15 protein-coding genes are annotated in these 19,623 nt (G+C 71.4%); 2 read left to right on the forward strand and 13 right to left on the reverse strand.

The window, feature by feature from the left end:
• Nucleotides 1–14 precede the first annotated feature (14 nt).
• The 10 genes from ACFXDE_RS02900 to ACFXDE_RS02945 all read right to left on the reverse strand — a co-directional run bounded on the left by ACFXDE_RS02900 (nt 15) and on the right by ACFXDE_RS02945 (nt 10,135).
• Nucleotides 15–1,052 carry a sugar kinase gene (locus ACFXDE_RS02900; RefSeq protein WP_380490236.1) on the reverse strand — a complete coding sequence of 346 codons (1,038 nt, stop codon included), beginning with the start codon at nt 1,050–1,052 and terminating at the stop codon, nt 15–17.
• Complete coding sequence (locus tag ACFXDE_RS02905) at nt 1,049–1,678, reverse strand: bifunctional 4-hydroxy-2-oxoglutarate aldolase/2-dehydro-3-deoxy-phosphogluconate aldolase (RefSeq protein WP_380490238.1); 630 nt, start codon at nt 1,676–1,678, stop codon at nt 1,049–1,051. The genes ACFXDE_RS02900 and ACFXDE_RS02905 overlap by 4 nt, the downstream gene beginning before the upstream one ends.
• A gap of 125 nt (nt 1,679–1,803) precedes the next feature.
• The gene (locus ACFXDE_RS02910) at nt 1,804–2,565 is read right to left on the reverse strand and encodes an SDR family oxidoreductase (protein WP_380438392.1); all 762 of its coding nucleotides are present in this window, start codon (nt 2,563–2,565) and stop codon (nt 1,804–1,806) included.
• On the reverse strand, nt 2,562–3,605 hold the full coding sequence (locus ACFXDE_RS02915; RefSeq protein ID WP_380438390.1) for a zinc-binding dehydrogenase: 1,044 nt from the start codon (nt 3,603–3,605) through the stop codon (nt 2,562–2,564). The genes ACFXDE_RS02910 and ACFXDE_RS02915 overlap by 4 nt, the downstream gene beginning before the upstream one ends.
• Nucleotides 3,606–3,633: 28 nt before the next feature.
• Nucleotides 3,634–4,518 (reverse strand): amidohydrolase family protein, encoded by an 885-nt coding sequence (locus ACFXDE_RS02920; protein ID WP_380490241.1) that lies wholly within the window; start codon nt 4,516–4,518, stop codon nt 3,634–3,636.
• Nucleotides 4,519–4,555: 37 nt separating this feature from the next.
• Nucleotides 4,556–4,903, reverse strand: a complete 348-nt coding sequence (locus ACFXDE_RS02925) for an L-rhamnose mutarotase (RefSeq protein ID WP_380438386.1) — start codon at nt 4,901–4,903, stop codon at nt 4,556–4,558.
• Nucleotides 4,900–6,900: a hypothetical protein gene (locus ACFXDE_RS02930; RefSeq protein WP_380438384.1), complete on the reverse strand. Its 2,001-nt coding sequence runs from the start codon at nt 6,898–6,900 to the stop codon at nt 4,900–4,902. The genes ACFXDE_RS02925 and ACFXDE_RS02930 overlap by 4 nt, the downstream gene beginning before the upstream one ends.
• Before the next feature lie 35 nt (nt 6,901–6,935).
• Nucleotides 6,936–7,844 (reverse strand): carbohydrate ABC transporter permease, encoded by a 909-nt coding sequence (locus tag ACFXDE_RS02935; protein ID WP_380490243.1) that lies wholly within the window; start codon nt 7,842–7,844, stop codon nt 6,936–6,938.
• A 55-nt stretch (nt 7,845–7,899) separates the two neighbouring features.
• The gene (locus tag ACFXDE_RS02940) at nt 7,900–8,730 is read right to left on the reverse strand and encodes a carbohydrate ABC transporter permease (protein WP_380490245.1); all 831 of its coding nucleotides are present in this window, start codon (nt 8,728–8,730) and stop codon (nt 7,900–7,902) included.
• A 43-nt stretch (nt 8,731–8,773) separates the two neighbouring features.
• Complete coding sequence (locus ACFXDE_RS02945) at nt 8,774–10,135, reverse strand: ABC transporter substrate-binding protein (protein ID WP_380490247.1); 1,362 nt, start codon at nt 10,133–10,135, stop codon at nt 8,774–8,776.
• A 365-nt stretch (nt 10,136–10,500) separates the two neighbouring features.
• On the opposite strand from ACFXDE_RS02945, the gene ACFXDE_RS02950 reads away from it, so the two are divergent.
• A complete protein-coding gene (locus tag ACFXDE_RS02950; RefSeq protein ID WP_380490249.1) occupies nt 10,501–11,301 on the forward strand; it encodes a FadR/GntR family transcriptional regulator in 801 nt (266 codons plus the stop codon).
• A 64-nt stretch (nt 11,302–11,365) separates the two neighbouring features.
• Here ACFXDE_RS02950 and ACFXDE_RS02955 read toward each other — a convergent pair whose 3' ends face one another.
• The 3 genes from ACFXDE_RS02955 to ACFXDE_RS02965 all read right to left on the reverse strand — a co-directional run bounded on the left by ACFXDE_RS02955 (nt 11,366) and on the right by ACFXDE_RS02965 (nt 17,203).
• Nucleotides 11,366–12,340 carry a glycoside hydrolase family 6 protein gene (locus tag ACFXDE_RS02955; RefSeq protein ID WP_380490251.1) on the reverse strand — a complete coding sequence of 325 codons (975 nt, stop codon included), beginning with the start codon at nt 12,338–12,340 and terminating at the stop codon, nt 11,366–11,368.
• 101 nt (nt 12,341–12,441) lie between these two features.
• On the reverse strand, nt 12,442–13,914 hold the full coding sequence (locus ACFXDE_RS02960) for an endo-1,4-beta-xylanase (protein ID WP_380490253.1): 1,473 nt from the start codon (nt 13,912–13,914) through the stop codon (nt 12,442–12,444).
• 304 nt (nt 13,915–14,218) lie between these two features.
• Entirely contained in the window at nt 14,219–17,203 is a 2,985-nt protein-coding gene (locus ACFXDE_RS02965; RefSeq protein WP_380490255.1) for a glycoside hydrolase family 48 protein, read from the reverse strand.
• A gap of 371 nt (nt 17,204–17,574) precedes the next feature.
• On the opposite strand from ACFXDE_RS02965, the gene ACFXDE_RS02970 reads away from it, so the two are divergent.
• Entirely contained in the window at nt 17,575–19,602 is a 2,028-nt protein-coding gene (locus tag ACFXDE_RS02970) for a glycoside hydrolase family 6 protein (protein WP_380490257.1), read from the forward strand.
• The last annotated feature ends 21 nt before the right edge of the window (nt 19,603–19,623 follow it).

The following is a 19,623-nucleotide window of genomic DNA, read 5'->3' on the forward strand; positions in this document are numbered from 1 at the left end:
GGTGGGGACGCCGGTCAGCGGCGGACGGCGGCGGAGGCTCCCGCGACCAGCGCCTCGACCTCGGCGAGCGAGGCCATGGCGACGTCACCGGGCGTCGTCATGGTGAGGGCGCCGAGGGCTGTGCCGTAGGCGAGGGCGCGCTCCAGCGGGGCACCGGCGAGCAGGCCGTGGATCAGACCTGCCGCGAAGCCGTCCCCGGAGCCGATGCGGTCCAGGACGTGCAGGCCGGGCATCCGGGGGCCGGCGACGTGACCGGTCTCCGCCGACCACGCCGCCGAGCCCCAGTCGTTCACCCCGGCCGACGGGACCTCGCGGAGGGTCGTCGCCAGCACCCGCGCCCCGGGGAGCAGCCTGGCCACCGAGGCGAGCGCGTCCGGCACCTCGTCGGCGCCGAAGCGCTCGGCGCCGGGGTGCCGGCCCGCCATCCCCAGCGCGCCCACGACGACGTCGGCCTGCCGGGCGAGCCGCAGGTCGGTCTCCCGGGCCCGCTCCGGCCCCCCGCGGCCGGCCCAGAGGCTCGGGCGGTAATTGGGGTCGTACGAGACGGTGACACCGTGGCGGCGGGCGGCCGTCATCGCCTCCTCGGCGACGTCGACGGTGGTGTCGGACAGGCCGGCGAAGATGCCGCCGGTGTGGAACCAGCGCACCCCCGCCGCGAAGACCGCGTCCCAGTCGACGTCCCCCTTGCGCAGCTGGGACGCGGCCGTGTGGGCGCGGTCGCTGACGCCGAGTGCGCCACGGATGCCGAAGCCCCGCTCGACGAAGTTCAGGCCGTTGTGCGCGCTGCGCCCGATGCCGTCGTCGGGCACCCAGCGGATCAGCGAGGTGTCGACCCCGCCCTGCAGGACCAGGTCCTCGACGAGCCGGCCCACCGCGTTGTCGGCGAGCGAGGTGACGACGGCCGTCCGAAGGCCGAAGCACCGGCGCAGCCCGCGCACGACGTTGTACTCGCCGCCCCCTTCCCACACTCGGAAGGTACGGGCGGTGCTGATCCGCCCCTCCCCCGGGTCGAGGCGCAGCATGACCTCGCCGAGCGCCACCACATCGGTCACGGCGCACCCACCCGCACGGCCTCGGCCGTCAGGCGGCGGATCTCCGGGTAGTCCCCGCGGTCCAGGTGCGCGGGCGTCGCCATCCAGCTGCCGCCGACGGCGAGGACCGCGCGCTCGGCGAGGTATCCGGGCAACTGGTCGGCACCGATCCCGCCAGTCGGCACGAAGCGCACGCGTGGGAAGGGCGCCGCGAGCGCGCGGAGCGTGCGCAGGCCGCCGATGGATTCGACGGGGAAGACCTTGACGGTGTCGAGGCCGTCCCGCAGGGCGCGCATCAACTCGGTGGCGGTGGCGATGCCGGGCACCACGGGGACCCCCAGCTCCCGGCACTTCGCCACGACCTCCTCGTCGTAGCCCGGGGACACCACGAAGCGGGCCCCGGCCGCCACGGCCCGCTCCGCCTGCCCCGGGGTGACCACGGTGCCCGCACCCACGGCCAGGCCTCCGTGGGCCGCCATCACCTTGAGCACCTGCTCGGCGTCCGGGGTGCGGAAGGTGACCTCGGCGCACCGGGCGCCGCCCGACGCGAGCGCGTCGGCCAGCGGGGCGGCCGTGGCCGGGTCGCGCACGGTCAGTACCGGCATGATGCGTGCGCCGTCCAGCACGGTGACCAGATCCTCGCTCATGCGCCCATCTCGCTTCGCTCGACGGGGGCATTCGCCCACGCGCTGCTCTTGATGCTGAGCTCGCTTCGCTCGCTCATGCGCCCACCTCATTTCGTTCGCTCATGTGCCCATCTCGCTTCGCTCGCTCATCGGCCCAGCCATCCGCCGTCGACGGGAAGGATCGTGCCGTGGACGTAGGCGGCGGCGTCCGAGGCCAGGAAGACGGTGGCGCCGGCCAGGTCGTCGGCCTGTCCCCAGCGTCCGGCCGGGATCCGCTCCAGGATCGCCCTGCTGCGCACCGGATCGTCCTGCAGCGCCTGGGTGTTGTCCGTGGCGATGTAGCCCGGCGCGATGGCGTTGACGTTGACGCCGCGCCCGGCCCACTCGTTGGCCAGCGCCTTGGTCAGACCGGCGACGCCGTGCTTGGCGGCGGTGTAGCCGGGGACGGTGATGCCGCCCTGGAAGCTCAGCAGGGACGCCGTGAAGATGACCTTCCCCCGGCCGCGGGCCACCATCGCCGCGCCCACCGCGCGGGTCAGCGCGAACTGCGCGGTCAGGTTGACCTGGAGCACCAGGTCCCAGTCCGCCTCCGGGTGTTCGGCGGCCGGGGCGCGGCGGATGGTGCCGGCGTTGTTGACCAGGATGTCCACCGGACGCTCGCGGTCCGCGAGGTCCTCACCCAGGGCCCGCACCGCGTCCGGGTCGGCGAAGTCGGTGCGGATCGCCTCGAAACTGCGGCCCGCGGCCAGGACGTCCTTCTCGACCTCGCTGCCGGACTCCTCCAGGTTGGCGCTGACGCCGATGACGTCCGCGCCGGCTTCGGCGAGTGCGCGGGCCATGGCCCGGCCGATGCCGCGCCGGGCTCCCGTGACGACGGCGAGCCTGCCGGTCAGATCGAAGGCGTTCATTCGGCGACCCCCCGGGTGTCGTCGGTGCAGTCCACGAGGATCTTCATCACGTCGCCGCCGCCCTCCAGGGCCTCGAACGCCGCGGGGGCCTCGGTGAGCGGCACGACCTTGCTGATCAGCTTCTCGGCCGGGATCGTGCCGTCGGCGACCAGCGCCACCGCCCGCTCGAAGTCGGAGCGGTCGTACAACCGGGCGCCCACCAGGGTGAGTTCACGCCAGAAGAAGCGGTGCAGGTTCACCTCGCGGGGCCGGGGGTGGATCGCCACCAGGCACAGCCGGCCGCGCACGCCCAGCACCTCGACCGCGGTGTCGACCCCGCCCGCCGCACCGGACACCTCGAAGGCGACCTCCGCGCCCGCGCCCCCGGTCCACTCCTGCACGGCCCCGGCCACGTCCTCGGCGGCCGGGTCCAGCGTGACGAGCCCCAACTCCTCGGCCAGCTTCCGCCGGTGGGCGCTCAGCTCCACCACCCGGACCTCGGCCCCGGCCGCCCGGGCCACCAGCGCTATCAGGATGCCGACCGGCCCGCCGCCCACGACGACGACCCGCTCACCGGCCTGCACCTGGGCCCGGCCGACGTCGTGCACGGCCACCGCGGTGGGCTCCACCAGCGCGGCCCGGTCCAGAGCGAGAGAGCCCGGCAGCCGGATCAGCGTGTCGGCGGGGACCGTCCAGCGTTGCTGCATCGCACCCGGCGAGTCGATGCCGATGAAGTCCAGGTTCTGGCACACGTGCTGATGGCCACTCAGGCAGGCCGGGCAGGTGTCGTCCCAGCGCAGCGGCATCACCGTCACCGCGTCCCCGGCCTGCCAGCCCTCCACGCCGGCACCGACCCGCACCACCCGGCCGGACATCTCGTGGCCCAGGACGGCCGGCGCGGCGACGCGGGCGTCCATGTCGCCGTGGAAGATGTGGAGGTCGGTACCGCAGATCCCCACGTAGGCGGGCGCCAGCAGCACCTCTCCGGGACCGGGCTCGGACGGCTCGGACGGAGCCGTGTCCAGCGTGCGGGCGGCTGTATATCGGACAGCAAGCGTCATGGTGATTCCAAGGTCTCTTCGGTACGGGTTACGAGTGGGGGGCGAGGCGGTAGAAGGCGGTCGCGGTGCCCGCGAGGATCGCCGAGGTCTCGTCGGCGGAACATCCGTCGAGCAGTTCGTCCACGGTCTCGGCCCAGCGGTTCCAGCCTCCGGCGAGGTTCGCCACCGGCCAGTCCGAGCCGAACATCAGCCGGTCGGGGCCGAGGGCGCTCAGCAGGACGTCCCACGCCGGGCGGATGTCGGCGGTGGTCCAGGCCTCGTGGTCGGCCTCGGTGATCAGTCCCGACACCTTGCAGACCACCTGGGGATGCCCGGCCAGCCGGCGCAACCGGCGCTCCCAGTCCTCCAGTTCGCGGCCGGCGAGGTCCGGCTTGCCCGCGTGGTCGAGCACCAGGGGCAGGTCCGGGAGGCGTTCGGCGAGCCGGCTCGCCTGGTCGAGCTGGTGGCTGCGGACGAGCACGTCGTAGCCGAGCCCGCGGTCCCGGACCGCCGCCAACCCGCGTTCGACGTCGGGGCGTTGCAGCCATTCCGGGTCCGTCTCGCCCTGCACCAGGCTGCGCAGCGACCGGAGGTAGCCGCCGCCCGGCCCGGCGAGCAGCCGGTCGAGCTCGTGACCGACCGCGGGGGACGTGAGGTCCACCCAGCCGACCACGGCCGCGATCAGCGGCTCCCGGGCGGCGAGCGCGAGCAGGTCCTCGGTCTCGGGGACGTCCGGCACGCACTGCACGACCACCGTGCGGTGCAGCCTGCGGCCCGCCACCGTACTGGTGGCGGTGGCGCGCAGATCGTCGGGGGTGAACGTGCGGCGGATCGACGTCAGGGCGGGCTCGTCGAGCCAGGCTTGCGGCCGCTGGGCGAGGTCCCACAGGTGGTGGTGGGAGTCGATGAGCGCGGGCGGCGGGGTGGAGGTCACTGGGGGCTCCGGTCTGGTCGGTCGGGCGTGGAGCGGGTCACTCGGCGGAGTGCTCGCCGGGCTCGCTCAGGTGCCAGACCTCGGCGAGCTCCGTCCACTGGCGGGAGTCGCCCCGATCGGGCCAGGGCTCCTGGCAGGGGTCGGTGAGCAGCCACCACTCCTGGGTCACGGGGTCGGCCTCCAGGCCCGCCATGTCGGCCTCGAAGTCCTCGCCGTGGTACTCGAAGTAGGAGAACAGCACGTCACCGTGGAGGAAGATGCCGAAGTTGCGGATCCGCGCCCGGTGGAGGGCCGCCTCGACTCCGGGCCAGACGGCGGAGTGGAGTTCGAGGTACTCCTCGCGGTGCTCGGGCCGGAGCCTGATGGTCTGGGCGAAGCGCTTCATGCGGATTCCTCCTCGCCACCGGGGTGCGACGCGTCGCCCGGGGTGGCGAACGGCGAGCGGTAACTGGGGGTACGGGTGCGGAGTTCGAGCCGGAGCGTCATCCGTATGCGCGTGGACGCGGGCAGCCGGACGGTCAGGAACGCGCCGTCGCAGGCCGCTTCCGACTCGCCGACCACCGGCTCCGTGTGGCCGTAGTCGTACATGTCGCCGATCCAGCCCTCGTCCGCGCAGGTCGTGTACCGGACCGAGGCGATGGTGTGCTCGGCGAGCGCGCCCGCCTGGACGATCACCGTCCGCTCCGCCTCGGGCGAGAGGTTCACCAGTTCGACGGTGGTCGCCCCGGGGTCGATGGAGGTGACCAGGGCGGCCACGTCCGCCGGCAGGCCGGCGCGGCGGGCCCGGGCGTCGTGGTAGCGCAGCCGGGCCTGCTGGAGGCCGCCGTTGTAGAGCACCTGGGGGCCGCCCCAGGTCAGTTGGACGAGGGCCTCGGTGGCGACCGGGTTGCACTGCTGCCACACGTGGATGTCGGCCTCGTCCACCTCCAGGTCGCGGTAGCGCTCCATCCGCCGCAGGCGGTGGCGGACCTGCGCCTGGGCGGCGGCGAGGATCCGCTCGGGGTAGTCCGGGTCGTCACCGGCGAGGAAGGCGAACCACGCCTTCTCGTGCCCGGACTCCTCCTTGGCCCGGAACGGCCGCACGGTGCGCCAGTCCAGGCCGTCCGCCTCGCGCAGCTTCTCCAGCCGGGCGCGGTCGGCGTCCGAGGCCGTGTGGTGCCACAGCGCCATCGGCACGGGCAGGGTGACCGGGTTGTAGTCGAACCAGCCCGAGTCGTTGTGCCGGAACGGGAGGTGGGGCGTCGGCGAGTCGACGTCCGGGCCGAGCTCGACCACCCACTTGGACCGCAGGCTGGAGTCCGACTCGCTGAACGGCATCACCTTGGCCCGGGCGATCACGGCGTCGAGCGAGGTGCCGACCATCGAGAGGTAGTCGTCGTCCCCGGTGCTCACCGCCGCGGCCAGCGCCGCCACGCAGGCCGCGTGGCCCACGCTGTGCCAGCCGTGCGGCCAGGACCAGCCGTAGTGGCCGCCGTACCAGCGGCCTTCCAGCAGGCCGCCGACCGCCCCGTCCGGAGCGACGTTGTCCGGGATGAGGCCGCCGTTCGCCTCGGTGCGCTCCCGCCAGGCGCCGACGTAGTCGACGATCCAGTCGCGGTAGCGCTGCTCGCCGGAGAGGACCCAGGCGTTGAGGACCAGCCCGGCCACGGCGAGGTTGACCGCGGTGTCGCCAACGCCCATCCGCTCGCGCATCTGCGCCCCGAGCCGCGGGTCCGCCGAGAGCGGGTACGGGCCGTCCTGCGCCTCGGGGAGCCATTCGAGCGGGAAGCCGTAGGTCTCGGCCTCCTTCGGCAGCCACGGGTAGACGTCGCCGTCGGTCACGCCCTGCCGGTCCGGGTCACTGCCGTTGTGCGGACGGGTGACGATGCGGTGGGAGGGGTCGTAGTTGCCGTGGACCGGGTCGACGTACAGGTCGGCGAACCGCAGGGCGCGCTCGGACCAGCGCTCGGGGTCGGCCATGCACAGGAAGTAGAGCAGGAGCAGGCTCTCGCCCTGGTGGAACCAGTCGTAGCCGCGCTCGTACTCGTCGCGGAGCATGTCCAGTTCGGTGAGGTGCCTGGTCACTCCCTCCCAGTGCTTCGCGCTGGCGGCCAGGAGGTCGTCGGCACCGCCGAGGAGGTACAGCTGCGGCCAGTTGAAGAAGACCTCGTAGAAGTCGTCGACGCCGTCCCGGGTGGTCAGCCGGCCGGTGTAGTTCAGCCGGCCGTCGGGGCCGGTGAAGTCGCGGGCGAAGCGGCGCCAGCCGTGGTCGAGCAGGTCGAACAGGTCACGCTGCGCCACCGCCCAGCCGGGCGGTTCGAGCAGTGGTACCCCGGCCCGGATCTCGGCGGGGGACGCTGCGGCGTCCTCGCCCGGGGAACGGTCGGTGGAGCTGGGGGACATGGGGAGGATCTCCGATCGGGGTGACGGCACGGGCGTCATTCCTTGGTGGCGCCGGCGAGCATCCCGCTGACCAGGAAGCGCTGGGCGAAGAGGAAGACGACCAGGACCGGGGTGATGGCCACGAGGGTCGCGAGGGCCAGCTGCGGGCGCTCGATCGCGAGCGATCCGGCGGTCGGGTTGAACTGCGGCACGCTGCTGAGCAGGTTGCCGACGCCCACCTGGATCGGCATCTGGTCGTCCTGGGGGAGCATCACGTAGGGCAGGAAGTAGTTGGTCCAGTTGGCGACGAAGCTGAAGAAGCCCACGAGCGCGACGACCGGTGTCGCCAGCGGCAGTGCCACGTGCCGGAAGACGCCGAACTCGGAGCAGCCGTCCATCCGTGCGGCCGCCAGCAGGTCCTTCGGCACGGCGGTGGTGAAGTAGATGTACGTCAGGTACACGCCGAACGGGTAGAACGAGTACGGCAGGATGATCGACCACATGGTGCCGATCAGGTGTGCCGCGTTGACCTCCAGGAACAGCGGCACCACGAGCGTGGCGCTCGGCATCAGCATCACGACGAGGGTCGAGACGAGCAGGACGCGCCGGCCGCGGAACTCGGTCATGGCCAGCGCGTATCCCGCCGGCACCGAGACGCAGAGCGTGATGACCAGGGAGATCACCGCGTACACGGCGGAGTTGCCCAGCCACTGGAGGATCGCCCCGTCCTGGAACGCCGTCAGCGCGTCCCAGTTGGCCTTGAGCGCCTGCCAGGAGCCGAAGGAGAGCGGGTGGCCGTGGACCAGTTGCTGGTCCGTCTTGGTCGCCGCGAGGACGAGCCAGAGCACCGGCAGCACGAAGAACACCGCGAAGACCGCCAGGACGGCGCCGGCCAGCAGCCGGTACGACGTGTGCCGCAGGGGCCTCTGTGCCCGCCGGGATGCCCGGTGTGGAGCTCGGCTCATGACGCGTGGTTCCCGTTCCGTGCGTGGCGTGGCGGCGACTCGAGTGGCGGGGGTCTCAGTCGGCATCGAAGAATCCCGACCGTGCGACGAAGAAGCCGGCGGCCGAGACGCTGACGACCAGGAGCTCCATCGAGACCGCGGCGGCGCCGTTGATGTCGTTCATCTGGAAGGCGAAGTCGTAGGTCAGCTGGTTGAGGGAGTAGTCACGGCCGGCCACGCCCACGCTGGCGAGCGAGAGCAGCTGCGGCTCGACGAAGAGCTGGGCGCCGCCCGCGAACGCGAGGATCACCATGTAGACGATCCACTTGCGCAGCATGGGGATCTGCACGTGCCAGGCGGTCTGCCAGGCGCCGGCGCCGTCGATCCGCGCGGCTTCCAGGATGTCCTGCGGGATGTTGTTGAGCGCGCCGTACATGACCACGATCCAGCCGCCCGCCCCGGTCCAGAACGCGATGACCGTGAACAGCACCGGCAGGTTGCCCGGCGCGATGACCTCGCCGAAGGTGCCGAACCCGAGCGCCTCCAGCAGGGAGCTGACCGGACTGACCGTCGGGTCGAGCATGAACAGCCACACCAGCACGCTCGCGGCACCCGCCAGTGCCCCGGGGATGTAGTAGAGGAAGCGGAGCGTCCGGCCGATCGGCCCCGCCGCCAGGCGGTGCAGCAGCAGCGCCAGCGCCACCACGAACACCACCAGCGAGACGAGCCAGAACAGGAGGTAGAGCGCCACGTGGCCGATCGCGTCCACGAACCGGAAGTCCTGCGCCGTGGTGACGAAGTTCGAGAAGCCGGTGAACGTGCCCCCCGCGTCGGTGAAGGCGAAGTAGACCGCGTAGCCGATCGGCAGGACACCGAAGGCGATCAGCAGGACAGCGTAGCCGGCCACGAAGGCCAGGCCAGCCCGGTTCCGGCCGGGGAGGAGGTGACGGTCACGACGAGACCTTGTATCCGTACGACTCGGCGTGCTTGACGATCGAGTCCTGCCAGGCGGGCAGCAGGGAGGTGATGGTCTGCCCCTGGGTCAGGCCGGGCTTGACCGTGGCGGCCCAGATCCCCTCCTGGCTGAACTGGCCCGAGCCCCAGCCCGGCCACACCTGGGAGGAGGCCTCCTTGAGGGCGCCGAGGTCCCCGACGAGGTAGCCCGAGGCGGCCTGCGCCTTCAGCCAGTCCTCGGCGGCGGGCGCGTAGGCCGGGAAGCCCGGGGACTTCTCGCCCTGGTAGGCGTTGTCGGTGGTGACCCACTTCAGGAAGTCGGTGGCCGCCTTGAGGTGGGTGGAGTGCTGGGACACCAGCCAGGTGCCGCCGCCGACGTTGCCGGTGGCCGGCTCGGAGTCGCCCTGCCACTGGGGGATCGGGGCCACCCCGATCGTCTTGTCCGGGGTCTTGAGGGTGTCCTTGAACACCGCGCCGCCGAACCACGCCGGGCCGGGCATGAGCAGCACCTTGTCGGCCTCATTCTTGGCGAAGTCGGTGCTGAAGACGCCGCTGATGGACATGGACTTGTTCTTGATCAGCCCGTCCATGAGCGTGGCCATCCTGGTGCAGTTCTCACCGGTGGTGTTCACCGAGACGGCCTTGGGACCGGTGATGTGGTTGGCCCCGCACTTGCTCGCCCAGAGGTAGATCTCGGGGGTGAAGGAGTCGCCCGCGTCGCCCACCAGGTAGCCGGGGTGTTCGGCGGCCACCTTCTCGCCCAGCTGCTGGTACTCCTCCCAGGTCTTGGGGACGGTGTAGCCGAACTGCTGCATCAGCGGAGCGTTGTACCAGAGCACCGCCTGCGAGAGGTCGTTGCGCAGGCAGTAGACGGTGCCGTTGACCGTACACACGTCGTTGGCGCCCTTGGCGAAGCCGCTCAGGGTGTCCGCCGGGACCAGGCCCTTGTCGAGCGGCGCCGCGAAGCCCGCGTCGACCGCCCAGGTCGCCTCGTTGTTCTGGGAGCTGAAGACGACGTCGGGCCAGCCCTTGCCGGTCCGGTTGAAGAGCTGGACCTTGGTCTGGAGGTAGTTCGAGCCGTTGGCATCGCCGTCGTAGGTGACGATGTCCAGCTTCACCTCGGGGTGCAGCTCCTGGTACTGCTTCGCGGCGGCCACCCGGGTCGCGTCGACCCAGACGGTCAGCGCTCCGTCGGTCTGCGCCGCCTGGGCGAAGCCGTCCTTGGTGGTCTTCGCGGGAGAGCTGCTGTCGCAGGCGGCCACGGTCATCACCAGGGTCGCCGCGCAGGCTGCGAGCAGCACCGCTCGTCTCTTGCCGGACACTGCTTCCCGGCCGACCGGAGGCTTGTTGACGGTCATGAGCGACTCCACTGCAGAGGCCCCGAACAGGTCGGGAGGTGGGGGTGGGGCGACGCCGGGCCGTGCGGCTCGGGCGTCGGTACCGCGAGGGCCGCCGTTCCGTTGCCGCCCTCGCCGGATAAATTAGCCGCCCTATCGAGACGACCGTCAAGGGTTCACGCAGCCTTATTCGCGGCAATTTCGGACCGCCGGTGCACTGCCAGGGCTTACTCGTGCGAAGAGAGCCCGTATTTATCCGTTTTTATCCGCAGGTCCTCGTCAGCCCCCCTCGCCAAATGAGTACGACTTATGATTGTCTGCGCTACGATGAGTCGGCTCCACCGCGATCAGTCGCCCCTCGCGCCAGTCACACGGAGGCAGGACAGATGAACGACACGCCCACGACCGGAACGGCCATGCCCGCGCAGGCCTCCCCCGCTGTCGCGGCAGCGGCGAACGGCGCGGGCGAGGAGCGCCGGGACTACCGGCCCGGGTACGAGATCGTGTCGGAGCAGATCCTCGAGTACATCGCCGAGGCGCGCCTGGTGGCGGGCGACCGGCTGCCCACGGAGCACGATCTCGCCAAGACGCTGAACACCAGCAGGGCCGTGGTGCGGGAAGCCGTGAAGATCCTCTCGGCCCTCGGCCGCGTCCGGGCGCACAAGGGGCGCGGCCTGTTCGTCGCGGACGACGAGGGCATGCTCATCACCAGCCGCTGGGGCGGCTTCTTCCGCCCCGTCGACCTCGACCACGTCCTCATGCTCTTCGAGTTCCGCAAGGTCCAGGAGACGGCCGCGAGCAGCCTGGCGGCCACCCGGGCCACACCCGCCGAGCTGCGCACCATCGAGGTCGCCATGCAGCAGTGCCGGCACGGGTTCGTCCACGGCCAGGTCGACGTGTTCAACCAGGCGGACGACGACTTCCACACGGCCGTGGCCACCGCCGCGCACAACACCTTCCTGCTCAGCGCCGTGCGCGATGCACGTCGGCTGCAGCGCCAGTCCAGCGCCATCGGCATCCACGACGTGCTCAGCGAAGGCACCAAGGCCGCGGTCGAGGAGCACGAGGCGATCTACCGGGCCATCCGCGACGGCCGACCCGACGAGGCGGCCGCCGCCACGGCGGTGCACCTCGACCGGACGCTGGAGGACTACCGCCGGGAGATCCAGCGACGCCTGTTCGGATAACGGCGTGAGGGGAAGCCCCGGCGGGGCGGCTTCCCCTCCATCGTCGTCGTGTCGGTTCCTCGCCTCAGTAGCCGTAGACCAGGTTGTAGGCGACCTGCGGCAGGAACTGTCCGGCGGTCGATCCGGTGCCGGTGCCGCAGTTGCCGTCGGATTCGCCGGGCGCCTTGATCCACAGCAGCATCTCGGCGCCGCCGCCGGCCCGCGTGGGTGTGCCGATCCTGCGCCCCGCCGGGTTGCACCAGGTGCCGTCGGATCCGTTGCCGTTGCGGCTGGTGTCGATCACGTACGGCTTGGTGAACCCCTTCGTCGCCCCGAGGACCGCGTTGACGGCGTCGCCGTACGCCGTGTTCTGCGCGGTGGGGTAGACGTTGGACACGTTGAGGGAGAACCCGTGGGCGCCGCGCACACCGGCCGCGGCCAGGTGCTCGGCCATGGTCTCGGCGCTCAGCCAGGCGGGGTTGCCGGCGTCGAGGTAGACCCAGGTGTTCCGGGCCTTGGCGTTGAACTGCGCGATGGCGTTGCGCAGCAGGGCGTTGCGCTCGGAGATCTGAGTCTGTGTCATGCAGCTCTCGTCTCCCAGCGAGTCGGGTTCGAGGACGACCACCGCCGGCCGGTTGCCGATGCCGTCGGCGAACGCCGCGATCCAGCTGGCATAGGCGGCGCCGGAGCCCGCGCCGCCGCCGGACTGCCCGGCGCAGATGTCCCGGTCGGGGATGTTGTACGCCACCAGGATCGGCAGTTTGCCGCGGGCGGCCGCGGCTCCGACGAAGGACCCGGTCGCCGTCCCGATGGTGCCGCTCCAGTTGCCGAACCAACGCGCCGTCGGCACGTCGGCGATCGACGACCGGATGGCGGGGGCGCGGCCGTCGCCGGGGTTGGCGTTGAGCCACTGCTGCGCGCTGGAGTCCGGGTCGACGTAGAAGCCGCCGGTCATGGTGGTGAGGTCGGCGGCGTACGCGGTGCCGGGGTGGACCGCAACCAACAGGCCGGCGAGTGCGGGGGCCAGGAGCAGGGACAGCTTGGGGAGCGCACGGCGCATGGTGCTTCCTTCCCTCGGTGGGGGCGGGGGGATTAGTCGCGGGCGCAGTGCGGCCGGACGGTCCCGGAGCCCCGGTGCCGTCCGGCCGCACCCGTTCGGTGTCAGCCGAGCGTCCACTGCTGGTTGCTGCGGCCGCTGCAGCTCCACAGCTGGGCCAGGGTGCCGTCGGCGGTGGAGGCGCCGGACACGTCCAGGCACAGGCCGGACTGGACACCGGTGACGGTGCCGTCCGTGTTCACGTACCACTGCTGGTTCGCCTGGCCGTTGCACGGCCAGACGACCACCTTCGTGCCGGAGCCCGTGCCCTGCGCGGAGGCGTCCAGGCACATCCGGCCGGCGCCGCCGTAGACGCTCAGCTGGTCGGCGGAGGTGTGCGTCCAGATCTGGTTGGTGCCGCCCCAGCAGCTGTAGATCTGCACCTGGGTGCCCGCCGCGGTCGAACTGTTCGGCACGTCCAGGCATTTGCCGGCACCGACCGCGTGCAACTCTCCCGTCGTGCCGCCACCACCGCCGGTGCTCGAACCGCCGAGGGCGGAGAGCGTCGCGGAGTAGGCCGGCTTGGGCTGGTCGTTGTCGTCGTACATGGTGGCGGCGCCGTATCCGGGAAAGGTGCCGGGGATCCACGAATGCGCGTCGTCCACGCCCCACTGGCTCACGCCCACGCAGCGGGAGACCGCCAGGCAGTCCCGCACCACGGCGGCGAAGTCGCTGCCCTGCTGCTGGAGGGCCGCTCCGGACGCCGGGAGCTGGATCCGGTCGTCCAGTTCGGTGACGGCCACGTCCAGGCCGAGGTTCGCGAACCGCTGCATGGTGGCCTGCATGTCGGCGGGGATCCGACCGAGGATGAAGTGGCTCTCCAACCCGATGCCGCCCAGCGGCACACCCTGGGCGAGCAGCGACTGGGCGAGGCTGTACAGGGCGATGCTCTTCGCGTTCTCGCCCTCGATGTTGTAGTCGTTGATGTAGAGCTTCGCCCCGGGATCGGCGGCGTGCGCGGTACGCAGCGCGTCGGCGAGGTAGTCCGTTCCCATCGCCCGGTAGAACACGTCGGGGACGAGGGAGCCGTCGCCGTTGAACGGCTCGTTGATCACGTCCCAGGCGTAGACCTGTCCCTTGTAGTGGGTGGCCTCGGTGGTGATGTGCGCCTCCATGGCGGAGCGCACCTGGCTCAGCGGCAGGTTCGACACCCAGGAGGGAAGTTGGTTCTGCCACACCAGGTTGTGGCCGCGCACCCGCATGCCGTGTGCCCGGGCGAACTGCACGAGCTGGTCACCGGGCCCGAAATCGTACGAGCCGGCAGCCGGCTCGGTGGTGTCCCACTTCATCTCGTTGCCCGGGGTCAGCATGTCGAACTGCGCGCCGGCGACGGCGGTTTCACCGCCGACCCCGAGGTCGCCGTCCGTCAGGGCGGTGCCGAAGTACCGGCCGTCCGCCTGCGCCGCCGCCTTCAACGTGCCGCCGGCCGCCGTGGCCGGGGGCGTCGCGGCCGTCACGCCGACCGCGAGCACCAGCGCCAGGACCACCACGGCGGCCCAGGCGTGGTGAATCCTGATCAGGATCTTTCCGAGAGGCATGGTCGCCCTCCAATGTCGCTCCAGGGGGAGGCGCACACCCGCGATACCGGCGGGTCGTGGCGCACGAGCGATGACGGCGGTGGCACCGTCGGTTCGGGAACAGGAGCGCTGCGGCGGCCGTCCGGCAGAACGGCGCCCGGTGGGGATGCGCTCCCGTGGCCAGATAACTCGGTGTGTGCGGGACCCGTCAATACGTGGTTGAAAGTTTCGACGATGTTTCGGAAAATCGGCGGCCAGGCAGTCGGCACGGTCGTGCCCCGGCTCCGCACACGCACGCGGAGCCGGAGCCGGGGCCGGGGTCTGCTCAACTGCCCGGGTTCACCGTCGGGAACAGCTGGGCGAAGGTGTCGAAGGCGGTGGCGATGTCCGCCTCGGCCCAGAACCGGTGGTAGGTGAACACCGGCGCGGCACCGCCGTCGAGGTAGCTCTGCACCTTCGACCACTGCGGGTCGTTGGTGTACCAGGGCCGGATGGACAGGAAGGTGCTGGACGAGCTGATCTTGGTGCCGTCCGGGTAGGTGCCGGTCCAGCCGGGCGGGACGTAGAGGCCCTGGTGGGTGGTCGGCGAGTACGCCTGGGTGAAGCGGCTGTAGTCGGTGCGGGTCTCGGCCGCCGAGTAACCCAGACCGTCGGTGTACTTCGCGTGGAGGGTGTCCAGGATGTTCTGGGCGAACTTCCGGGCGCTGCTGCTGCCGGACTTGGCCGCGTAGTACGAGAGGGTCTTGGCGAGCGAGCCGGCCACGCCGACGTCGGTGGCGGTGCCGCTCGCGGTAACGTGCAGGCCGGCGTTGCCGCCGGGGCTGGTGGCGCTCCAGGTGTCGGGCGCGCCCGTCCAGGAGAGCTTGTCGGGGGTGGTGAGGGTGCCGGTGGCCGGGTCGGCCTTGGCGACGGACATCGCCCACGGGACCCACTTGTCGAGGATGGCCTTCGCCCGGGTGTCACCGGTGGTGTAGTAGTACTCGGCGAACCGCTCCATCGACCAGGTCTGGAACCCGAACCACTGGTTGGAGGCCGGGTCGTGGTACTCGGGCTGCCAGTCGTAGTACAGGCCGTAGAAGGTCGGGTTGCCGGCCGGCGGCGCCGCGTCGTCACCGTAGTTCCCGCCCCAGCTGTTGGTGGCGCCGCCGGCGATGCCGCCCTCGGTGGACTGCAGCCACTGGAAGAACTGGAGCTGCTTGTCCAGGCTGCCGGCCCAGTCGGTGGCGCCGCTCGGCGAGAGCGGCTTCAGGCCGGGGTCGTTGGCGAGCACCCAGGCGGCCATCGGGTTCTGGTAGCCCTGGTGGGCGGCGGAGCCGGAGATCCGCCACGACCAGCCGCCGTCGGCCGCCCCGCCCCAGGCGAAGTACCAGGTGAGCAGCCCGAGTTGCTCGTTCGCCTTGGAGGTGCCGGCCGGGCAGGCGGTGGAGCCGAGGCAGTTGCCCGCCTGCTTGAAGTACTTGTCGTAGAGCGAGTAGCGCAGGTAGTCGCCGAGCTTGGCGGCCTTGGCCAGGGTCGTGGTGATGGCCGCGCTCTTGCCCTGCGACTTGGCGAACTGCTCGGCCCAGTAGGCGGCCTGGACCAGCCGGGCGTCGGCGTCGGGCGCGTCGGTGTACTTGTACTGCTTGCTGTAGTTGCCGCCGCCGTCGTTGAACAGGCTGAGGAAGCCGGAGCTGCTGTTGCCGTACTTGAAGAGGTCGCAGTCGGGCTGCGGCACCGTCTCCCAGACCGACTCCTCCGGGCCGCGCTGGAAGGTGTTGATCAGGCTGGGCTTGCTGGTGCCGTCCTCGCACTGGCCGAAGCCGTACTTGTTGTCGGCGTCCAGCAGCCAAGCCGGGGCGTACACGTCCGCGCTGCCGTAGGCGCTGTTCAGCTCGGCGGAGAGCGGGTCGCTGCCGACCGGCACGCCGGCGTTCAGCTTGGCCGGGTACTGGTCCGGCTGGGCTTTCTCGGGGCCGTACTGGGCGGGCTTGGCCGGGTTGTAGGTGCTCTGGCCCGGCTGCTGGGCGTGGCTGGGGATCAGGTTGGTCTCCAGGCTCGTCCAGGCGTTGTTGAAGCCCGTCCAGTCGCCGGTGACGCGGCCGTAGTCCGCCTCCAACCACAGCCAGTAGCTGTACGTCTCGGAGGTGGTCTCGTGGCCGTAGTCGGGGGCCTCGACGATCAGGGTCTCCACCGCGTGGTACGGGATGCCCTGCGGGCTGAAGTACCCGTTCGCCGGATTCTTGATCTTGCTGTAGAGGTCCAGGAAGTACCGGTCGTAGCCGGAGGTCTTGGCCGCCTCGGTCACCGTGACGGCGCCCGAGCCGAAGCCGGTCGCGGAGGCGGTGAAGGTGGCGGTGCCGCCGACCTGCGCGGCGTCGGTGCCGGCCGCGACGGTGACGGTCTGCGGGACGTTCCAGTTGGCGGGGGTGAAGGTGAGGGAGGCCCCGGACGTGACGCTGAGGTCCGAGTCGCTGCCCGAACGGGCGGCCGTCACCGTGGTGTTGGCGCTCGGCGCCTGGGAGAGCGCGACGGTGAAGGTGCCGGTGCCGCCCTGCTGGACGGCGAGCGAGGCCGGGCTGACCAGGACGCTCGGACCGGCCACCTTGATCGCGACCGGCGTGGAGGTCGTGGTGGCGTCGGCGTCGTCGGTGGCCACGGCGGTGACGGAGTAGTCGCCCGCCGCCACGTTCGCCCAGTCGATGCTGTACGGCGCGGTGGTGGCCGTGCCGATCAGGGTGTTGGAGCCGGCCGAGGTCGAGGCGTAGAAGTCGACCTTCGCCACGGTGCCGTCGGCGTCGGCCGCAGTGGCGGACACCGTCACGGTGGAGCCCGGGGTGAAGGTCTGCCCGGCGGTGGGGGAGGTGAGCGAGACGGTCGGTGGCTGGTTGGCACCGCGGCAGGGGGTGCCGTTGACGGTGAAGGCGGTGGGGGCGGTGTTGGTGCCGCTGTAGGAGAAGTTGGCGCTGGTGGTGTAGGCGCCGCCGGGGTTGATGATGGTGGCGTAGGAGGGGTTGGTGACGGTGACGGCCTGCCCGCTCTGGGTCCAGTTGCCGTTCCAGCCGTTCTGGAGGGTCTGGTTGCCGGAGTAGGAGTAGCCGAGGGTCCAGCCGTTGATGGCGGTGGTGCCGGTGTCGGTGATGGTGACGTTGGCGGTGAAGCCGCTGCCCCAGTCGTTGCCGACGGCGTAACTCACGTTGCAGGAAAGGCCGGTGGCCGCCGCTGCGGTGGGTACGGTGAGGGAGCCGCCCGCCGCGGCGATCAGGGCGAGTGCGGTGGCCGTCGCGGTGATGGTGAGCCGGTTGCCCCTGAAGCGCAGGGCTTTGCGTCGCATGTACGTCCTCCAGCTGGGTGGGGTACCGCCGCGCGGGTGGGGGCTGCGCGGCGGACGGAGGTGTGGCGTCATCGTGGGGTGGTGTGCTCGGCTTGGGAAGCGCCCGCCGGGCTCGGCGGCACGGACCGGCGGGCCCGGCGGGGCGGGAGCAGGGCGGCGACCAGCGCGGAACGCGGGCCGGGGGCAGCGGGCCGCCCGGCCCGACGGCATGTAAGTTACAGCGGCTTATGGGAGCGCTCCCGCGCCTATTGACGCCGTTTCTCGGTCCCTGGCTTGATGTGGAGGGGATCGCCGCGGCCCCAAGTGGACGCGTTCCCACCCGATTTCAGCGATCCCGTCAGGACTCCCCACCCATCCGAAAGGACCCGGACGTGCCCCATCCCGTCCTGCGTCGCCTGCGCACGGCAGCGGCCGCCACGCTGCTCGGCGCCACCGGCCTGCTGCCGAGCATCGGAGCCGCCACCTCCGCGCACGCCACCCCCGCTCCAGCCACCCCCGCGCGCGCTGCCGCCGTCCACGTCGCCAACCCGTTCGCCGGTGCGACCGGCTACCTCAACCCCGACTTCGCGGCCGAGGTCAAGGCCCAGGCCTCCGCCGACGGCGGCTCCCTGGGCGCTCTGGAATCCCAGGTCGCCGCCAACCCCACCGCCGTCTGGATGGACCACATCGGCGCGATCGCCGGCGACGCCACCCACCTCGGCCTCCAGGCCCACCTGGACCACGCACTGGCCCAGCAGCAGGGCGGCACCACGCCGGTCGTCTTCCAGGTCGTCGTCTACGACCTGCCGGGACGGGACTGCGCCGCCATCGCCTCCAACGGCGAACTCCCCGCCAGCGCAGCCGGGTTGACCACGTACGAGACGCAGTACGTCGACCCGATCGCGGCCGTCCTGGCCAACCCGAAGTACGCCGGCCTCCGGATCGCGGCCGTCATCGAGCCGGACTCGCTGCCCAACGCCGTGACCAACCAGTCCAAGCCGGCCTGCGCCACGGCCACCCCGTTCTACGAATCGGGCGTCGAGTACACGCTCGACAAGCTGCACGCGATCCCCAACGTGTACAACTACCTGGACATCGGCCACGCGGGCTGGCTCGGCTGGTCCAACAACATGGTGCCGGCGGGCAAGGAGTACGCGAAGGTCGCCCAGGCCACCACCGCCGGGTTCGCGAGCGTCGACGGCTTCATCAGCGACACCGCCAACACCACGCCGCTGGCCGAGCCGTTCCTGACCAACCCCGACCTCACCGTCGGCGGGCAGCCGCTCAAGTCGGCCGACTTCTACCAGTACAACCCCGCGTTCGACGAGTACCACTACGACACCGCGATGTACTCCACCCTGGTGTCCAACGGGTTCCCGAACAGCATCGGCATGCTGGTCGACACCTCGCGCAACGGCTGGGGCGGCTCCGCCCGGCCCACGGCGCTCAACTCCAGCCCCACCACGGTGGACGCGTACGTCGCGGCCAACAAGGTCGACCAGAAGCCCTTCCGCGGCGACTGGTGCAACATCAACGGCGCGGGCATCGGCGCCCGTCCGCAGTCCCTGCCGTACGGCGCGGGCAACCCGATCATCGCGTTCCTCTGGGTCAAGCCGCCGGGTGAGTCGGACGGCGACTACCCGGACGCCGCCCACCCCCACGGCGACCCGCACTGCGACCCGAACGGCACCCAGAGCGACGGGAACAGCAACACCTACCCCACCGACGCCATCCCCGGTTCCAACATCCCGGCCGGGCAGTGGTTCCCCGTCCAGTTCCGGCAGCTCGTGCAGAACGCCTACCCGGCGTTCGGCAGCACCGGCGGCAACACCGGCCCGACCGCGCCGAGCGGGCTGACCGTCACCGGCACCACCAGCAGCAGCGTGTCGCTCAGCTGGACGGCCTCCACCGACCCGGCCGGCGTGACGGGCTACGCGGTGTACCGCAACGGCACCAAGGTCGCCACCGTGACGACCACCAGCTACACCGACACCGGACTCTCCGCCGCCACCGCCTACCAGTACACCGTCACCGCGCAGGACGCCGCCGGGAACGTCTCCCCCGCCTCCGCCGCGGTGAGCGCCACCACGACGGCGTCGGGCGGCGGCGGTGGCAGCAGCGGCTGCTCCGCCGCCTACGCGGTCGGCAACGACTGGGGCAGCGGCTTCACGGCGAATGTGAGCGTTACCAACACGGGCGCCACGGCAACCAAGTCCTGGACCGTCACGTGGAGCTGGGGCGGCACCCAGCAGGTCACCAACAGCTGGAACGCCACCACCGCCCAGAGCGGCACCGCGGTGACGGCCGCCAGCCAGGCCTACAACGGCGCGCTGGCACCGAACGCCACCACCAGCTTCGGCTTCCAGGCGACCTACTCGGGCGGCAACACCGCCCCGTCCCTGACCTGCACCGCGAGCTGACCTCCGCCGGCCGGGGCCGCA

It is taken from the genome of Kitasatospora sp. NPDC059408 (assembly GCF_042751525.1).
In the GTDB taxonomy this organism is placed as follows: domain Bacteria; phylum Actinomycetota; class Actinomycetes; order Streptomycetales; family Streptomycetaceae; genus Kitasatospora.